We start from the raw sequence: 17,986 nt of genomic DNA, 5'->3' as shown, positions 1-17,986 counted from the left end.
CTGCTTGTACAAACAAATAGGTGACAATCGATTTTTCATAGTCACCATCCGTTTCGATGATGCTCAGACATACTGTGAAGACTCACATTACTAATGTAAATTATTATTTAGCCATTAAATACAGATACTTTTAATTTGAGAATTATCATTAATATCTACATCAACAAATTCAACTGAGATTGAGTGTGAACCACAAACTTCAACTAAAAAATCAAAGTCTTTTTTATTCTTTGACTTACCAAATAGTATAAGAGTTCGTTTATGCTCTGGGTTGATATGAGAGTAAACTAACAATTGGCCAAGTGCATGCTTCCAATGACTGATTTTCTTAATTTCTGCTATAGTACTAGAAGACTTTAAATCGATTCTATCTCTACCGTAACCACTGTTACATTCTGAACGTAAATCAGTATTCATAGCTATCATTGTATGTTGTATTGACTCCTCTGTAACCCCTAGCTTCTCCATATCTTTGATATACTTTTCATTAATATCTGAGTCGCAAAGGTAGTACCCTATTTCATTTTTTAATTTTAGCTTATTAAATGCTTTCCTATTACGAAAAGAACCAAGCCGAATGGCTTTACCTTCAATTAATAAAATATTTACCCAATGAATGTAATAGCCGTGTTCTTTACTAGAACTAAAACTGCAATGAGAACTAAAGTTATTTTTAAGCCACTTATAGGGGTGTATTACAAATAAACCAGCTTTAAGTAAGTCACTGAAGCTAGCAAAAAGATCTTCTGTAGGAACTAGTGATGCCTCTACAGTTTCAATATCTTTCTGAGAATTAACTTTATATTTACGATTAGCCAATGGGATACCTTGCCTCGAATTCAACTCCGAACTGCGCCACTCTTAATTCTCAAGCACCGCTCCATCATTTCTTTGAAAATGACGGAGCGGTGCTTGAATCCTAAACATTTTTTCGGACGATAATTTATCCTTCGCTGAGCCCGTGTTCCATGACACCACTCCCACCAACATTTTTTCTACCAACAAACTTATCAAAAAACACAAAAGGGCAGAAATTAGATAGACATCGGATATCCAACGGTTTCTTCAAAAGAGAAATAATCAAACTTTATTGTAAACAACGAGACTATATTGTCCGTCAACAGTTAGCTAAGCTCGAAATAATTTAAAGCTCAGACAGTTGGCATTGCTCAGTTACTTCTTGAATTAGAAAAATTGAGCTATCTTTCGACAGTGGCGCAGCACCCGGCTCCTTTGTTGTCGCAAGAGCTGTTATGGTGAAAAGAGCTTTGCCATTTACCACTGACCACAAGCCAATAGTCGAAGTGTTTGGGTTATCTCCAAGTCTGACATTCCATATGGATGTCAGACTTTCTATCTCATCCCAGTGACCTCTTTCTGACGAAACTGAATCTACCTTATGGAACATATCCTCAGCCCATACGCGCTGATATTCTTTATGGGTCAGCTCAAGCCTATCCTTGGCATTGGAGGCCTTATTTGAGGCTGCGTATAACGTTGACTCATGCTCGGCTCTAATTACACCAACAGAAAGATTTACCCAGTGTTCATCTAGTTCTAATTCAACGTCATACTTAGTGTCATCGCCGAATTGCCTTATGAAGGGAATAACTGCGCTTCCATCAAGCATTTCAATGTCACAAGTTAAAGTATTGTTTTTAGACCCACAAGCTGTGCTAAGCGCTACTAGTAGTAAAGTTATCGTCAATCGTTTAAGAGTCACTCTTAGCCCCTAGGTTGTTCTTGCTATAAATCAAGGCTACTAGGTAAGAGCTAGCCAATGCAACGATGAATATCAGCAAGCTTTCATATCCAAAGGTCAACCTAATAACTGAGGTTAGAATGGATGCACAAAGTAGCGCAATGACGATAGGGAATCGCCTTATGTCTTCCATAGAAAGCGTCCCTTCAGCCTTCGAGGTAAAAGTCTTTTTTACATATAGATGCAAAAGAGGGACACCAACAACGAGCCCAAATATAAACCAAATCATTAGTAATCAGCCAAATCTAGCATTCCTCTAAGCGCCAACTCTTTTTTTGCCTGTTTTGCACTGGTTGTGGCGCACATATTTAATCCAATTACGGCGATAACAAATACGCCAAGCATTCGCCCCCCGACTTTGGTTATTCTTCCTTTTAGCCCTAGTTTCTTTGCAACTTCCAGCAAAGGGTTTGATGTGGCAGCTGAGGCAGCGGTTGCTGAAGCTTGGCCTCCAAGCCCTAATGTTAACCCTCCATAAATGCCGCCGACAACTGCTGCAGCACTTACGCTTGGTGTTCCGAAGCCAGCCTCAGTTAATGCATCAGAGACAGCTTTGTTACTAGCGAAATAAGACTGAAGTTCTTTGTCAGTCATAGACCAAGGGTGCCAAGCAGTGTTAGCTGTAAACTGGCCCACAATTCCATAAAGATGACCAGATAACCTTTTATTAGAAAGAGCAAGGATCTCTTGCAGCAAATGCATCTGCCTTTGACGGGGAAGACTTCTGTACATTGTTATGCCTGAAAGAATGACTAAAGCTTTTGGTTCATTAGTGAGCTCATTCTGAAAAGATTTTAGATCCATAAGCGTAATAAAAAACTTTAAAGGCTCCGCGTCATGTAGCTTATGTTTATAACGAGTTTCCGTTGCTAGTGTAGAGTTTGCCATGTATCAATCCTAGATAACATAAATTACTGCGAATGATATCAATACAACCGGAACCACCACAAGTGACAAATCGCTCACTAAAAACAATTATCTCTAATAAAATCAGCTCTGAATTTACTTTTAGTTAAATATAGTTGTTTGAGGTGTCTTTTCTTGGTGGTATTGGGGAATCTGCTCCTAATACGTAAACTAGACAAACTTTGGTGCCAACAAAATGTACCATTATTCTCCTTCCCTCATACTCTCCTTAGCCTCGGCTCTTTTCCTATCAATCCACTCAGCTAAGTCGTGTAAATTAACAAGGTATTCTGACTTCTGAGTTTCCCTGTATGCTGGTACAGGGAGCCTTCCCGCACTTGCTCTCATTCTTGCGGTAGCAGGAGCCAACCCAAAGTACTTTTCTGAAATATCAGATAATCGTACATCGCTCATTTCAAATTCAGCCATCAGATAAAAGTGCGTGTTCATAGATAGGTACTCCAATAATCTTAACTACTGGAGCTAGAGTCTACGGTGAAAATTTTGACCTAGTTCTTTTGCGCAACAGTTTCTAGAAAAATGGTTGAGATTAGACGTTTTTAGCATTAAAACGGATGTAAAAAGCCAAAAAAATTCGCAATGCGAATTTTTTATGTGCTCAAAGCGGGTCTATTACAGGTCCCAGAGGGCTTATCGCAAAGATATAAATTCCCATTGCGAATATCATATCTTAAATAGCCGCTCCGCAAGTGGCCACCATAGTAGATCCTGTGCTTCTCTCTTTTGTTCCGCATTCACAAACCTATGCCTGTGAGAATGAGATATGTCATACCAAGACTGATATAGGCTACCGTGCTTACTAACGTCAGCAGCTAAGCCACCAGTTAGAGTGCTTCATCTGCTCTTGTAATCGTTCCTTTTTCTGCTTTCGGCGATCCAGATATAGCGGCCATTAAACCAGTACCATGCCACAACTAGTCAATGGCAGAGAGAACATTCCCCAAAAAATATATAAACCAGCCCACGTCATTTCACACTCCCGAAATTCGCAATGCGAATTTTTTAGCTCATTCCACGCACAAGGTTATCGATGCTATTCGATTTACACGGTAACTCATCAAGCACCTTCGACAACCGTTCTTGATACTCAGGCGTATATTTTCCCAACACTTCGGTCACGGCCATTACCGCTGCCTGCTTGTCAGCGATAAACGCCGCAACATCGCCTTCGTAACTAGATTCGAAATAGCCAATCACCAGATGAGCTATCAAAGGATGATGGCCACTGATACCGATAGACGCCAAATAACAACTTACATAGTCGCAAATGCTGCTACGTACCTCTGCAAGCATAGCGTCTGCTCTGGTAACGCTCATTAGTAAATCCTTTGCTTAATCATTTTAGTCACTCGTTATTTGGCATCAAGAATCGTATCAATGAGCGCCAGCGTCGCACTGACTGTGCTTTCGCTTGCTTGACCCAAAACTCGCGCATCACGCGCCATGTAGTCTATAGTATTGAGCCTGTCAGCCAATACCACTCCATCAACCACGTCCGACTTAACCACGACCTCAAAGGGGTAATCCTTCACTTCATTAGAGATGGTACAGACCATTGCCAAGCCAGTAGTCAGGTTGTATGCATAAGGCGAAATCACTAATGCTTTTACCAATCCACCTATTTCTAGAATCGCTCCCTTACCCGGTACGTTATGCATCATAACCGTTCTTCTCGATGCTTGTTTTCACTGGTAACTCCTGACAACAACGTATCCAAGCTGGGCGTATCTTTCTCAATCAAGATCTTACCCGAACCAACTACGGTAAAACACACGTCATCATCAATACTCAATTGCGCATCAGCGATTGCAACTTTAGGCAATCGAACAGCAATACTGTTACCCCACTTACGGATGGCACCTTTCAATTTCATCATAACCCCCGTTAGTCGCGAGTGCGACCCCAACTATCCCGCAATTCACCGTCTGCGTGTCGGGTATAAGTAACACCTTTGCCATCGTGATAAATCTTATCTGATACACCATCATCAAACATTTCATGCTCTGAAGGTTCTCGTTCATCTGAATCTTCAGAGCCACGCATAGAACCTAAAACGCTGACAACAATAAACACGACAAAAAGCAACAACCCTAAATCATCTTCCATAGCAACCTCCTGACCACTGAACTTTAGCTTACAACACAACCATAATGATACATTGTATATACATCATGTTTTTAGGAAAGTCTTCTGGAACTTCCGATTATTTTTCGTTTGTGATTCGCATTGCGAATTTTTCCTTATGTACAACGTATACATCAACCGTCCATCAAATGACTTTAGATAATCGCTCTCCCCTACTTTTTCTTGCTAGAAGCCCTCGCATGACGACCATTAATATCGGGCTGGTAATGCAAAGGCAGGTCACGAGGGCTGTTTTGTGCCCTCGCTCACATTGCCGGGAAACGGCTCGCCGCCCCCCGCTATGCAAGGGGTCGTAAACTCCCCCACACATAGCGTGGCGCTTAGCTTCCAGCGATTTTGCGCATATTTTTATGCGCACATTCACTGGCTTGATTTATTTGAAGCTTTTTGTCATGCTTCTTACTGACTCACCTCGCAGCCATCGCTGCAAAGCTGCTCTCCAGAACCTCTGGTGTAGCCATCATTTAAAGACCTAAGCATTTCCTAAATATCGAATCGATGCGTGTGCAAATTAAGCGCACAATGAATGATTTATCGTGCTTGCTTTCTTTCAAAACTCTTTAGAAATAGTGAGCAGCAGAACCGGACCGAGATGGCCGGGCACACTTTTCTGCACATATCAAAGCTGAAATTCGAAACGTGAGAAAACACCAAATCAAGGCGAGAACAGTCCGAGCCTGAACTTCGCAATGGAGTTCAAACAGGGGCGAATCGGCATTTCGTGTCGCAATCGTTTCAACGATTGAAGTTCTTACAAGGTAGAAATTTGATGAGCACATTTAACCCCGAGAGTGTCTGCGCAGCTTTGAAAGCGCAGACAAAAGTTATACGCAAACCGTCCTACAAGAGGAGCACATCGAGGCTAGACCGCCATGCTAATGAACTGATTCAGTTGCGAGATCAGGGAAACTCCATCGCAGAACTTCAGCGATGGCTTCGCTTTGAAAAGCGCGTAAAGGTTGCCCACTCTACTGTGTCCCGATGGCTCTCTGCTAATGCCTAGCTTTAGAAAAAACAAGAATCCGATAAAAGCTGGCAAGCAACAAGCTGCTACGGTTATGAAAAGGATTCAAGGTAGTGTGCTTCGTTCAGTCGGCACGGTCCGAAATTATGAAGAAGCCTTATCACGTGTAGCTCAGTTCACTAATCGAGAGTTTGGTTGCCGCCTTCAAGAGTTGTCACCTAAGCAAGCGATTCAATACCTCGAAACTCGTTCAGAGGAAGTAGGACAAAAGACTTTAGATATGGAAAGGCAGGCTATTCAGGCAATGATGCGACACGTCACTGGAAAGCTGCCACCAGATGGCGCCACGTTAACTGTTGTAAAATCGGCATTCAAGCAAATCAAGGAATCAAGAGCTTACACTCCTGAGCAAGTAGCTATGATTGCCAATGGCCAGATAGAACGAAATGCGCTGGCCACTGAAATAGCTCATGCCGCAGGTTTACGCTCACATGAGCTTTTCACCCTTCGGCCAGCTGCTGAACGGAACGCAGATGAACGCCCAGCACTAGATACTAAGTGGCTAGAACGCGAGGGTAAGCTATATACAGTGATTGGCAAAGGCGGGTTATGTAGAGAGGTCCTTTTACCCAGTACTCTAGCAGCTCGACTTGAAAGCTGTCGACTTGCAGCTCCCGTTAAAGTGACTGATAGGGGAATAGACTACATTCAACATTACGGCATTAATGCGGGACAATGCTGGTCTACATCCTTCAGCGATGCCTCCAAAAGAGTTCTAGGTTGGACTACTGGCTCTCATGGGGTTCGTCACTCTTATGCACAAGAACGAATGAGAGAGCTGAAGCGAATACGATTGACTAGAGACGTAGCACTGAAGACTGTTTCACAAGAGATGGGACATTTTCGACCGGAAATTACAGAAACCTACCTGAGATAATCACCAGCTAACTGCATTAGCTCAAATCTGACCTGACACTCAACAATGAAAGGCTCCAACATAATCTGAGAGTCAGGTTTGAGCGAGTGGCGACCATTCACTAAAACTCGTTTTTGGAAATAACTCATTTAGTGTCTGTAACCAAAACCACACTTAAAATAATAGTTTAAGTACTCGGGGACACTGAGTTGCATCTTCATGTATATCTTGCGATGGCGCTGCTCTTCAACTAACTGGGCAGTTTAAATATGACGCTTGTGACAATTTTGAAGTGTACTAATGAAGTGACTTAATTACTTCTTCTCTATAATTGAGCTATTGATTACAAGTTGTACCCGAGCGAACATAAACTTGTTAGCTCTGAGTAACAAAGGGAGAATAGTATACCCTCCCTTTCATTCATGCTTAAATTAGATTAAATAGCCACCAAATCACCGATTGTATTTTCAAACAACCATTTATGATGGTGTTATCAAACTCTGTTATGAACTGCTCCTGATTAGCACTAATTAAGCGTTGAGAGCTACTTTCTACAACACTCTCTTTGACACAATCATCAAAAGCTTTCATTTTATACTTACCGATAATCGAATGGTAAACCAAATGAATTGTGCGATCGTCACAAAATGTCATATAAGCCTTACGCCCACGACGAGAAACGAAAATCCACTTGTAAGCGCAAAAACCTATACTTCCTGCAATAACCTCGTCATCAGAACGAAGCATGTCAACGAAATCAATTGAGCTGATAACGTGAGTTTCGTTGATAGCGGTTTGTGCCAAATTAGCAATTTTGTCCCACTCTTTAGCTTTAAAGGTTGACTTTGAGTATGTGTCATAAGCTTCATTATTAACCGAAGTGAACTGAAAGAGTGACTGTATCGGTTAAGGCGTAGGCTTCGTTAATCAATTCCAACGGGAGTAAATCCGCTAAGGTTTCAATCGAGTTGGGCTTCCAGTCATTGATGATATTGAGGGCTTGTGAAACGTCCATAAAAAATCCGAGTGCAATAAATACACTCGGATTTTGACAGCTTGAAAAGGTCGTTCAACCAATTATATTTGGCTTAACTGATCGGCATTACCTTATCAAGGGCTCTTTTTTATTATAAAGGCTAATCTACTGATGATAAGAGTCTATCTATCGATGACATATGTGTATCTTCGTCATAATGCTCAGCTTTTAAGCGATCGCACAGTAGCCTTGTTTTAGCTGAAATCCTACCTTTATCATAGTCTTTCCATTCATCAACTCGCTCCAATACTTTATGAAATACTTTGTCTGGTAGACGGTTACCCATTTGTATTCCCATAACAGAAGGAAATATGTTCTTAAAAGTTTCCCTTACTTCAGCTACGCTAGGAGCTAAAGAGAAGAAGTTAAGAAGAAACTCAGGCCTCATTATAAATTTAGATCCTTCAGCTTTAACCATTTCAGAAGTTACTCGCTGAATCCTAGATTCTTGTGTTAGCCACCAAGTCTGATAACCAAATTCTGGGAATGTAGAATATTCTTTATTCAGTCTACGCTGACCATAGACAGCATTTATTGTTATAGAGACGTCTTCAGCTAAATCGGCATGACCATTTTTGACATCAAGTATAACTTTAGCAAGGTCGCTAATTTTTTTATGGTCTATACCTTTCGCTAATTCTTCTTTAGAGATGTATTCCATCCCAAATTGCTGAGTTATATAACCCTTAAGCTCTTCTTTACCAGTTGCGTAGTGTAGTTGACTTAACGTCACGAACTCTGAGATATACTGCTGCCAATTTTTTGTATAGCCTTCAGACTTTGCGTGATAGTAGGTTCGAATCAAAATCTGTTGGGATTGGCGAGCAACGTGATCAGGTAAGTACGCTTCTCTTGGTTGAATATGATTTTTGAATTCATTGTGAGTAACAATGAAGTGCTTAATAACACCATTTAACACAGACTCTGAAAAAATTAATCTTATTCCTGCTTCTTGTGCCATAGCGAACATGTTGCGAGTCATTTGATTTTCTTTAGATAGAAATCTTTCTGATACAGCTCGAATGATCAAGTCTGTACCCACGATTAATCTAAAGTTAGCTGTGGCTTTCTGAAAGTAATCGACGACCCGAGGCTCTGCTTGTAACGTGAATAACAAAATATAAGTGCGCGAGAACTTGTTCAATAGTAAGCGCTGTGCTTCGGTACTCTGATAGAACATTTTTCTACTAACTTCGCAAATTAAGGGTTCTATAATATTATTTATTCTATGGTCTATATTCGCTTCCTCTATTGCATCTTTTACTCTGTCAAAGACTGAGTTCTCAATTAGAGAGTCAAATTCTTTTTCTGATTGACTGCCATTAAGGAAACTTGAGCAGTTAAGTCCCTCTCGTTCAAAAAAGAGCTGCGCCACGCGAATAGCAAGAGAAGCAACCAGCTTTCTATGTGGGGGAGTCAAATCAGAAAGAAGACCCATTGCTACTATTTCACTTTCGACATCTAGGTGAAGACTTTCTTCTACTGCCTTTTCTTCTGCAATTTTGCTTCGAGTTTCAAACGGAAGGCAATACTTTTTATGTATTTTTTAGTTTTCTTGCGTCCAGTCGTTGCCTGAATGGCTTCTTTGTGAACATTGATTTTTTTACCTCCAACACTACCTTTGCCAACTAATTCTTTAAGCCGTGAATCTAGCAACCCACCGACAATGTTATTAGCCCAAGGAATGTGTGTTCTGATAAATTCCACTATTTGTTCACGGGTCATGAATAAATTTTGGTCAGGGTCAGTATCATTTAATGCCCATAATATGAGGCTATCAGCTACAGTTTTTGTTAAGTGCTTATCTTGCTCTCTGTTTTCAACTTGTTGTTGTAAAAAAACATAGACTGATGGATGTTCTACAAGCTCAGTTTTTCTAACACTTTTACCGTTATCAATATCTTTCAAAAAGTCGGTAAATCGGGCCAAGTGGGTGTAATAAGCTTTTTTAGTAGCTTCACTATGGTTAATGTGAGAGAGAATCCATTTTGCATCTCTTATTCGCACAAATACATCGTGCTTATCAGTCAGAGTTTCTTCTTCTTGGTCAAATACGCGAATTGTCTGAGATGTAACGTAAGTTAGTCGCCTAGGTGCACGTCCAAACTCCTCTAAGCGATCAATTGTTTTCTTGATCTTTGAACGGTGATTTTCTTCGATAGATATTTGATAGAATATTTTATTGTTGTCCACACTATATAAGCCGGGTTCCCTAATACCATCGGCTCCGCCATCATTAGTTCCGCCTACTGGGATGAAATCTTTACCTTCAAAAGCGGCCAAAAAATCGTTGGCGAAATCTTCAAGAGGGAATCCCTCACAATTATTTAATGCGATTTGAGCAAGTTTCACATTAACTTCATCTAAAGCCACTTTGTATGTCCTTTGAACCATAAGGTTTAACTACAGCAACATTAACATAATGATAAGTATGGGCAATGTGGCTAACCATATATATGTGTATATAAGTCGTGTTACATATAGTTTTGTAAGAGAATTTAGATATAACTCAATAACTAAAGAAAGATCTCGGTGCGATAGTCACGTCGAATTTCTCCCCGAGATACAACACAGGAATGAACAACGATTAAAATTAGAAAATTGATAACTTTTAGTAGGGAAAAAGCCCATGATCATGATGTGAATGAGTAAAAGGTCTAAACGATAATGGGGCATAAATGTGTCAGCATACCTGCCCCATTTTTGGACAAAAACAAGTTCAGGAGACGAGTATTAACGTCCAGTTAAGGTGTGAGTCACGCTGCTACGACACTCAATTTGTAAGTCGTAAACACTAAACTAAGCCCAAACCAAAATGCCAAGCGTGGGGAATCACTCTAAAATTTTTTGTTATACGCCATACTAAAAGCTTCCTGAAAACTCATTAACTTCTTGACCACTTGAAAACTCACGAACTCGATAATGTCTATTATTAGCATCTAACCATAGAAAATAACCCAGTTTATAGCCGCACACATAGCGACTATCAAAACTTCCCGAGGTAACATAAACATCGTCGTAATTTGGCTTAGTCATGATTCTCAGACGATTACAGTCTCTGACTTCCTCACTGTCGGGACGATTTGACTTCTTCATTTCCAGAGCAATCAAGTTATCTTGCTCTTCTAGCTTACCTCGACTGTGTAAAATCAAGTCACAGGTTATTGAGACCTCTACAGAGTTGTCATCAAGGATAGTTTTGACGTTACCACGGTTGCGGTTGTACTCTGCATCAGCAAAGTAATTTAGAAACCCAGCAGCTTTAGCCTTTGGCTCTAAAATCATCGCAAATCTAGCGCATAAGTTGCGCTCCGCAACATCATTTTGAATATTGCTCGCTTCAGTATCAAAGAATTCATTTAACGACTCTTGAAATATTCGCTTTAAAACTTCCAACCACCTTTCCTCTTTGATACCAGGGCTTATAACGCCAAATTAGGTTTATAAAATCAAAGCTTATGTCTATCTTTTAGCATCGGAATAAAAGTCATCCCTAGATTCTTCAACGAATGCTTTTAGTTCAAGATACTTAAAGCGAATTATTGGAGAATCTCCTCTTACGCCCACATTGAAGGAGTCAATTTTGCGCCTATATGACCTAACGAGACTATAATGACCATCATACAATTCAGCGGTGACTATAACCTCTGTATCACTTACGATCCTAATATCTACATCATCAAAATACATCCCTACAGGGACTAAGGTTGATGAAAACCATCAAAGTATGCTTCTAAATACTCTTCGTTTGTCATTACTTTTCCTAAATATTCCTAACACCACTTGAAAACCTAACGGTCCCGTAACGAACCGAAAACAACTTAGCGGTTTGAGGGCCAACACAGCTTTACTGTGTATTCGTTGACAGCCTTGTTATAACTCATTTAGCTGACCATGCAAGATATTCACCCTGTCTATTAGCCTTTCATGCTCATCTTAGACATGGTTGTCAAATGGGCCTGAGGACAACATCGACTCTATGTATTCAATATGGTTAATGCCATGTTTCACCAAAGCTTCAGCGAGAAAGCTGGTCACCTTAACATTACCTTCCTACACACTTTGTAATAATCCCGAGTGCAATTCCAACATATTTAATGTGCAATCAGCAAAGTAGAAAGTCATTGCGCATCCTGCATTTTCAGTACCGACTTTTTAGTCGTAAACATATCCACTGATACCAGCGATAACAGTTTTAACTAAAAACTTAATCGATTCAATTATCTCGGGTTGAGTCACGCAAGGGCTAGCAAATATTACGCTGACACGTTTCTGGACAAAAGTGAGTCGCCAATTTAACCAGTTTGTACTTTACAGATTAGTTTTACGAGGCTAGAAAAGGTTATGTTTGATTCATTGTTTCATTAAGTAACTGAACGTGTTGAATGAAAATATCCCCTGCCAATGATAACTTATCGTCACTTGGGTAGATAACTTCTGCACTCCAAACAACGGGTACGGAACCTTCAATGTGGAATTGCACAATGGTTTCCTCCTCGGTTAATTGTCGAACGGCAAATCCCGGAACAATTGCCCAACCTATTTGTGCAATAACCATCTCAATCGTGGTATGGAGGTTGTTCGAAATGATCACGTTATCGCTTTCTACATGTCCTTTATCTAAACCGTATTGAAAGACAAACTTAGGAACAACTTGTGTGTGCTCTGCAAGCTCCTGAGTTGAAACCACTGCTCCTTGAGCAAAGAGATTGCTATGGGCAGCACATATGGTTTGAAAGTTAAAGGCGCTAATGGAAACTAACTCTTCTTCTAGCGTGAAGGGAGAAGCCCTGAGCCCCATGTCAGCAAGGCCACTCTGCACCCAAACTTTTATTTGCTCAGTGTTTCCTGTAAGCACTTCTAGTTCAATGGTCGGTATTTCCTCTAGCACTGCTTTAAAGCAGTGAATAACCTCTTGGCTAACTAATAAGCTGTCAATTGCAATGGTAAAACTTGTTGGCAGTTCTTTCTCAAAACTGTTAAGCATTGTGGTGAATTTGTCGGAATCTAGCAAAACGCGTTTGGCTAATTTATAGAGCTTTTTGGCTTCCTTGGTGGCCTCCAGCCTACGCACATGACGCTCAAATAAAATAACATCACAACTTTCTTCAAGGTTAGCTACCAGTTTAGCTATGGCTTGACTGCGCTTGTTTACTTTGATAGCAGCGCTCTTAAAACTGCCAGTTTCATACGTTAATACAAAGGCTTGTAGCTGCGATAATGAGAAATCCATGCCTTATCCTTGATAGTTTTTCTACATTATAAACAACTTTAGGTTGTTTATTGGAATTTCTTTTAACAAAAAAAGGAGTTCATGATGGCTCCATCAACACGAACTAGGCAAAAGGTCCTAATTCAACAAATCACTTGGAGCTTATTATGAAAAAATCAATCATCGCATTAACACTTGCAGCAACGACAACGTTCGGTATTTCAGCAACTGCTCAAGCTTGTTCTTACTCTTACGTTACTGATGCACAAGGCAATCATTTCGTAAGTCGTACCAATGAGCTACCAATGGAAACCGAAGAGAGCCTTATCGTTGTTCCTCGTGGCCACGAGTTCCGTGATTCAACGGCGAAATACGGTTTTGTAGGCATGCGCCATGGCGATACTCAAATGATTTCATCAGGTCTGAATGAGCACGGTGTGAACATTGAAGCACTTGGTTTCTGGGCGGCTGAATACTCAGACGCAAAACAAGGTGATGCAACATCGCTATCTATCATGTCAACCATGCTAGGTAATGCAAAATCGACTGATGAAGCAGTAGAAATTGCCAAGAAAATGGTCGTTGTTTATGAAGACATGAAACAATTCAACGGTGTAACCGTAGCGTTCCACTATGCAATTAACGACGGAAAACGTGCCGTTGTGATTGAGCACGAAGGTGGTGAAGCGGTTGTTTATGAAAACACTCTTGGTGTAATGACCAACGACCCGGGCTACGCAGCACAAGAAAAGATGGCGAAAGAAGCCATTGAAAAATCAAACGCACGTAAAGGCGATGACATGCAAGTATTCGCAGGTTTTGACACTAGCTCAGAAGAGCGCTTCTCTCGCATCGCAGCGCTCAATGCAGCTTACGAAAATAACGCACCTGCTAATGATGCCCGTGATGAAGGCTTGAACCGTGCGTTCTCAATGCTGAACAACATGGAGCTTGTACCTGGTTCAATGTACTGGGAATTCATGTCACCACTACCACAGATGATTGCTTACGGTAACGTTGTTGATATCGAGGACAAAGCTTACTACTTTCGCACCTACGACAACCCATCGCTGCGTAAAATTGACCTAGACGACATTGACTTTGATAGCGTGCCTTACTCTGCTAGCCCAATCTATGGTCAGCAACCGACATTCAATGTGTTAACTGCGAAATAAATCTAACCAGCCATTGATTTAAGCGGAGGTGCATAATCTGCACCTCTTTTTGAGGGACTCTCCTATGAAATCTAAATCTATTGTTACCTTACTGCTTACCATCGGACTAGTCAGTTCACCCTTGGTGGTTGCCTGCAACGCCAAACAGCAAGTGTTTGATACTGCTCACAACATGTGGGAACACGCTCGCAATGCTCAACTTGAACGTATGTGGGAAAATGCTCCAACCGATCATACTTACTTTGTGGCAGGCCTGCCTCTTTGGTCAAAACAAGAGACCTTAGATACCTTCACTGCAATGTTTGAAGGCGTGGTCAGCCAAGATATTGAAGTGGTTCGTGAAGAAGTGACGATGCTATCAGAGACAGCAGCACTCTACACCGCTGACATGACATACACTCAGTATGACGCCGACAACAATCTGTTAGTGCCAACTTCACCGTACTCGATGACAATTGTGTTTGTATTGCGTGATGGGAAATGGATGAACCTGCATTCTCATCAGTCGTTTCCATAAACCGCTGATTATGAGTTGGTTCTTTAGTGTATAGGCGTGTTGGCAGAAGCTCAGCTGCACGCCTTGATGATATTTTCTCGAAACTAGTAGCAAAGTTTGCTCTCTCACACAAAGTCAGACATTCAGGTCATTCAATGACTTCCTTCAACCGCATCACTCTCTCGATAAACACATCCGCCGCTAAACTTAGCTGATCTTCATTTGGGTAATAGAGCATGGCATGCCAACTTACTGGCGTTGAGCCTTCAGCATAAAATTCATTCAGCACTCCTGCATCTAAAAAGCTTCTAACTTTAAAACTTGGAACCCTAGCCCATCCGGCACCCGCTTGCAGCATAGCTAACACTTCATCAAATCCTGTACATATGATCGTTCTATCACTGAGTACGTAGCGTTTTTCATGCCCAAAATCGTAGATAAACTTAGGGACTATTTGTGTCATATCACTCTGTTCTTCCTGCGTTAATACCGCACCAGAAGTAACAACTTTAGAAGAAGCCACTTCCGCCGTTGAAAAATTGAATGCGACCATTTCTTGAACATCCTCGAATTGTATTAAGGCAGAAAAAACTAAAGCGACCTCCACTTCACCGGACTTCATCCATTCAATAACTTGCGTCGTATCACCACTTTTAACGACGAGATCGATATTCGGAAACTCTTTCAATACTTCTAAATAACACTGAGTGACAGCTTCAGACGACAAGTAACTGTCAATAGCAACCGTAAAAGTGTTGGGTAATAGCCTGTCAAAACTAGCAAGCTGCGCGTTTAATTTTTCACTCTCTAGCATCATGCGTTTGGCGTGACGATAAAGCTTTTTACCCTCTTCGGTGAGATGTAGCTGCCTAACTCGACGCTCAAAAAGTAACACATTGCAACTGTCCTCCATCATGGAGATAAACCTTGCCACTACTTGGCTACTCTTGTTGAGTTTAATGGCAGCCGCCTTAAAGCTGCCTTCTTCAACAGTCGCCACAAAAGCTTGCAACTGGTTTAATGAATAATCCATCTGGACTACCTCTCTACATCTATAGACATCATTATGATGTTTAATATCGTTAACGTAAAATCTTTTTGTTGGTGATAATAGTTTCAACAGCAAAACACATCAGTACTACACACTGTTTGAACTATTTAAATGAGGGTACAACCATGAAAAAGACTTTACTAACTCTAGCAACGGCAGCGGCACTCACTGCGGGTTTGGCAGCGACAGCAAACGCTTGTTCTTACTCCACCTTCGAAGTCGATGGTAATGCCTTCGTATCACGTACAATGGAAGCACCAGATTTTATGGGCGAGCACTTCGTGACAGTTCCTCGTGGCTACGAAATCAACGGCAAGTCGGGTGAGTATGGTTTCGTTGGTATGCGCCATGCTGATACGGAGTGGATTTCATCGGGTCTGAACGAACATGGCGTAAACATTGAATCTCTTGCACTAATTGAATCTTCATACCTTGAAGAAGGCAAAGGCGACATTAACTACCTAGAAGTCGTTGGCCATGTGCTAGCAAACGCCAAAACAGTAGACGAAGCCGTTGAACTACTCAACAAAACTAAAGTAGAAACCACAAAAATCAAAGTGGCTCACGACATGGAAATTGGTATGCACTTCGCCATTCGTGATAAAGAGCGTGCGATTGTCGTTGAATATGTGGATGGCTCTGGCTACCCAACTATCTACGAAAATGAAGTGGGCGTAATGACCAATGACCCTGAATACCCAGAGCAATTAAAGAGTGCTCAAAAGCACATTGATGCTGCAACCGCGCGTACTGATGAGACAGTAGACATCTGGAATAAAATAGATTCTGGCTCAGATGGCCGCTTCGCTCACCTAGCTACAATCAATGCTGAATACAAAAACCGTGGTGCAGATTCCGACGAGCGGAACAATGGTTTAGGGCGCGCTTTCTCTATCCTAAATGCTATGGAAATTGTACCAAGCACAATGTACTGGTTATGGGTTTCTCCTAGCTCGCAAATGATTGGTTACGGCAATGTAGTAGACATTGAAAACAATGATTACTACTACCGTACAGTGAACAACCCAGACATCCGTAAAGTTGACTTAGATAAGATTGATTTTGGTACTATTGAATACTCAGCGCAAGACATCTACAAGCAAGAGCCAACATTCACTGAAATTACATTTACGAAGTAATAGCGGAACAGTTTCTAGAAACCGATCTACCCGTATTTCACAGAGCTGATTCAACTGAATAAGCTCTGTGATTTTAAATGAGTTATCCTAACCTGACTTGTTCTTTATCATTTTTGCTAAAGCCGTTGATTTAAGTGATTTCGGGGCAAAACGATTTAGAACGGCCGCTTTAAATCGTTTTGTAACACAAGTAAGTTTGAATTTAGATAGGTTCTATTTAGAACGTCAATATAACTACAATCTAAAAAGCCCATGAAACGATATTCTGGGGTACTGCTTTTCTAAAACACTATCGTTTCCCAAACCACATACGTGAGAAGAGGCGATCTTTCAGTATTAGTTGGTGGTATAGCGCCGCTAGAATATGAACAATTACCGCTATCATCAGTAGTCTGGTTAATAGCCCATGCAGTTGTCTCGACACAAGCAAGGTAAGCTCCTGTGGCATGGTGCCCCCTTGCGCCACAATATTCGGGAAATCAACTTCAATCGCCATTGCGATACCGCTAGCGACCACACCCAGCACCAGAATGTATAACCCTGCATGATAGGCTTTGGCTAACCTCCCTGCAAAAGAGTGGTCGGTTTGGCTCGCTACGCTTCTTGGTCGTTGCCATTTGATAGCTAGTCTGAGCAAAAATGCGAAGCCAATGATAGCTCCTGCAATGACATGGACGACTAAACGATCCACCTTGAGATCAAGTTCATAGGAAAGTGTCGCAATATCAAAGCCCATAAACAGAGCCATAATAATAAATAGGGCTAATACCCAATGTAGAACCACCAATACAGGAGAATAGCGTTTCATCTTAGCTCCTTGTTACTGCTCATTTAGTATTTGCGAAGATGAAGTCTAGCGCTTCGTTAATCTCGTCATCAGAACAGCTTTTGCAACCACCTTTTACCTTGTGGTCATTAAACCCATTAATCACGATGGCTCTCATCTCCTCTTCATTATGACGTTGATGATATTCAGTCCACTCTTGCTTTTTCTTCACATTCGGTGCACCAGACATCCAACCTTTCACGCCTCCAGAGTGGCACGAGCTGCACACTTTTTTAAATGCCGCTTCATCTGCAAATACCGTAGCACTAGGAACGAGCAGCAGTGCAGACAACGCCATAATTTTGCTTGTGCGACCAAAATGAGTTGCGATGTTCAT

Annotated in this window: 21 protein-coding genes; 4 read left to right on the top strand and 17 right to left on the bottom strand. The window is 41.2% G+C overall.

The genetic code is table 11. The features are described 5' to 3' along the window. Positions 1–114: 114 nt before the first annotated feature. From LQZ07_RS05525 to LQZ07_RS05490, 8 genes are all read right to left on the bottom strand, one after another. A complete protein-coding gene (locus LQZ07_RS05525; RefSeq protein WP_152780482.1) occupies positions 115–819 on the bottom strand; it encodes a hypothetical protein in 705 nt (234 codons plus the stop codon). Between the two features lie 325 nt (positions 820–1,144). Next, positions 1,145–1,723, bottom strand: a complete 579-nt coding sequence (locus tag LQZ07_RS05520; RefSeq protein WP_152780484.1) for a hypothetical protein — start codon at positions 1,721–1,723, stop codon at positions 1,145–1,147. A gap of 267 nt (positions 1,724–1,990) precedes the next feature. Beyond that, positions 1,991–2,650 carry a hypothetical protein gene (locus LQZ07_RS05515; RefSeq protein ID WP_152780486.1) on the bottom strand — a complete coding sequence of 220 codons (660 nt, stop codon included), beginning with the start codon at positions 2,648–2,650 and terminating at the stop codon, positions 1,991–1,993. A 222-nt stretch (positions 2,651–2,872) separates the two neighbouring features. Continuing rightward, a complete protein-coding gene (locus LQZ07_RS05510) occupies positions 2,873–3,118 on the bottom strand; it encodes a pyocin activator PrtN family protein (protein ID WP_152780487.1) in 246 nt (81 codons plus the stop codon). Between the two features lie 573 nt (positions 3,119–3,691). Then, positions 3,692–4,006, bottom strand: a complete 315-nt coding sequence (locus LQZ07_RS05505) for a hypothetical protein (RefSeq protein ID WP_152780489.1) — start codon at positions 4,004–4,006, stop codon at positions 3,692–3,694. A 35-nt stretch (positions 4,007–4,041) separates the two neighbouring features. Beyond that, positions 4,042–4,350: a type II toxin-antitoxin system PemK/MazF family toxin gene (locus tag LQZ07_RS05500; RefSeq protein ID WP_152780491.1), complete on the bottom strand. Its 309-nt coding sequence runs from the start codon at positions 4,348–4,350 to the stop codon at positions 4,042–4,044. After that, positions 4,347–4,565, bottom strand: a complete 219-nt coding sequence (locus LQZ07_RS05495; RefSeq protein ID WP_227981118.1) for an AbrB/MazE/SpoVT family DNA-binding domain-containing protein — start codon at positions 4,563–4,565, stop codon at positions 4,347–4,349. The genes LQZ07_RS05500 and LQZ07_RS05495 overlap by 4 nt, the downstream gene beginning before the upstream one ends. A gap of 8 nt (positions 4,566–4,573) precedes the next feature. Then, a complete protein-coding gene (locus LQZ07_RS05490) occupies positions 4,574–4,795 on the bottom strand; it encodes a hypothetical protein (protein ID WP_152780493.1) in 222 nt (73 codons plus the stop codon). Between the two features lie 1,034 nt (positions 4,796–5,829). On the opposite strand from LQZ07_RS05490, the gene LQZ07_RS05485 reads away from it, so the two are divergent. Beyond that, entirely contained in the window at positions 5,830–6,735 is a 906-nt protein-coding gene (locus LQZ07_RS05485) for a site-specific integrase (RefSeq protein WP_152780497.1), read from the top strand. 405 nt (positions 6,736–7,140) lie between these two features. Here the strand turns inward: LQZ07_RS05485 and LQZ07_RS05480 are convergent, their stop codons facing one another. From LQZ07_RS05480 to LQZ07_RS05455, 6 genes are all read right to left on the bottom strand, one after another. Then, entirely contained in the window at positions 7,141–7,518 is a 378-nt protein-coding gene (locus tag LQZ07_RS05480; RefSeq protein ID WP_152780498.1) for a hypothetical protein, read from the bottom strand. A gap of 67 nt (positions 7,519–7,585) precedes the next feature. After that, positions 7,586–7,729 carry a hypothetical protein gene (locus tag LQZ07_RS05475; RefSeq protein ID WP_194164080.1) on the bottom strand — a complete coding sequence of 48 codons (144 nt, stop codon included), beginning with the start codon at positions 7,727–7,729 and terminating at the stop codon, positions 7,586–7,588. 121 nt (positions 7,730–7,850) lie between these two features. Then, the gene (locus LQZ07_RS05470; protein ID WP_152780500.1) at positions 7,851–9,188 is read right to left on the bottom strand and encodes a hypothetical protein; all 1,338 of its coding nucleotides are present in this window, start codon (positions 9,186–9,188) and stop codon (positions 7,851–7,853) included. Positions 9,189–9,229: 41 nt separating this feature from the next. Beyond that, positions 9,230–10,123 (bottom strand): hypothetical protein, encoded by an 894-nt coding sequence (locus LQZ07_RS05465; RefSeq protein WP_152780502.1) that lies wholly within the window; start codon positions 10,121–10,123, stop codon positions 9,230–9,232. A 489-nt stretch (positions 10,124–10,612) separates the two neighbouring features. After that, positions 10,613–11,146 carry a hypothetical protein gene (locus LQZ07_RS05460; protein ID WP_152780504.1) on the bottom strand — a complete coding sequence of 178 codons (534 nt, stop codon included), beginning with the start codon at positions 11,144–11,146 and terminating at the stop codon, positions 10,613–10,615. A gap of 946 nt (positions 11,147–12,092) precedes the next feature. Next, positions 12,093–12,983, bottom strand: coding sequence for a LysR family transcriptional regulator (locus LQZ07_RS05455; RefSeq protein ID WP_152780506.1), 891 nt, complete (start codon positions 12,981–12,983; stop codon positions 12,093–12,095). Between the two features lie 146 nt (positions 12,984–13,129). On the opposite strand from LQZ07_RS05455, the gene LQZ07_RS05450 reads away from it, so the two are divergent. Both LQZ07_RS05450 and LQZ07_RS05445 read left to right on the top strand, forming a co-directional pair. Further along, positions 13,130–14,137, top strand: a complete 1,008-nt coding sequence (locus LQZ07_RS05450) for a linear amide C-N hydrolase (protein WP_152780508.1) — start codon at positions 13,130–13,132, stop codon at positions 14,135–14,137. 64 nt (positions 14,138–14,201) lie between these two features. Beyond that, the gene (locus LQZ07_RS05445; RefSeq protein WP_152780510.1) at positions 14,202–14,654 is read left to right on the top strand and encodes a nuclear transport factor 2 family protein; all 453 of its coding nucleotides are present in this window, start codon (positions 14,202–14,204) and stop codon (positions 14,652–14,654) included. A gap of 127 nt (positions 14,655–14,781) precedes the next feature. Here LQZ07_RS05445 and LQZ07_RS05440 read toward each other — a convergent pair whose 3' ends face one another. After that, complete coding sequence (locus LQZ07_RS05440) at positions 14,782–15,666, bottom strand: LysR family transcriptional regulator (RefSeq protein ID WP_152780512.1); 885 nt, start codon at positions 15,664–15,666, stop codon at positions 14,782–14,784. A 143-nt stretch (positions 15,667–15,809) separates the two neighbouring features. On the opposite strand from LQZ07_RS05440, the gene LQZ07_RS05435 reads away from it, so the two are divergent. Next, the gene (locus LQZ07_RS05435; protein WP_152780514.1) at positions 15,810–16,823 is read left to right on the top strand and encodes a linear amide C-N hydrolase; all 1,014 of its coding nucleotides are present in this window, start codon (positions 15,810–15,812) and stop codon (positions 16,821–16,823) included. Between the two features lie 289 nt (positions 16,824–17,112). Here the strand turns inward: LQZ07_RS05435 and LQZ07_RS05430 are convergent, their stop codons facing one another. Together LQZ07_RS05430 and LQZ07_RS05425 are read right to left on the bottom strand one after the other, a co-directional pair. Then, positions 17,113–17,631, bottom strand: coding sequence for a cytochrome b (locus LQZ07_RS05430; protein WP_152780516.1), 519 nt, complete (start codon positions 17,629–17,631; stop codon positions 17,113–17,115). Positions 17,632–17,650: 19 nt separating this feature from the next. Further along, positions 17,651–17,986, bottom strand: a complete 336-nt coding sequence (locus tag LQZ07_RS05425; protein ID WP_152780518.1) for a c-type cytochrome — start codon at positions 17,984–17,986, stop codon at positions 17,651–17,653.

Source organism: Agarivorans sp. B2Z047 (assembly GCF_023373605.1).
In the GTDB taxonomy this organism is placed as follows: Bacteria; Pseudomonadota; Gammaproteobacteria; order Enterobacterales; family Celerinatantimonadaceae; genus Agarivorans; species Agarivorans albus.
This window is presented reverse-complemented; position numbering and strand designations above follow the sequence as displayed.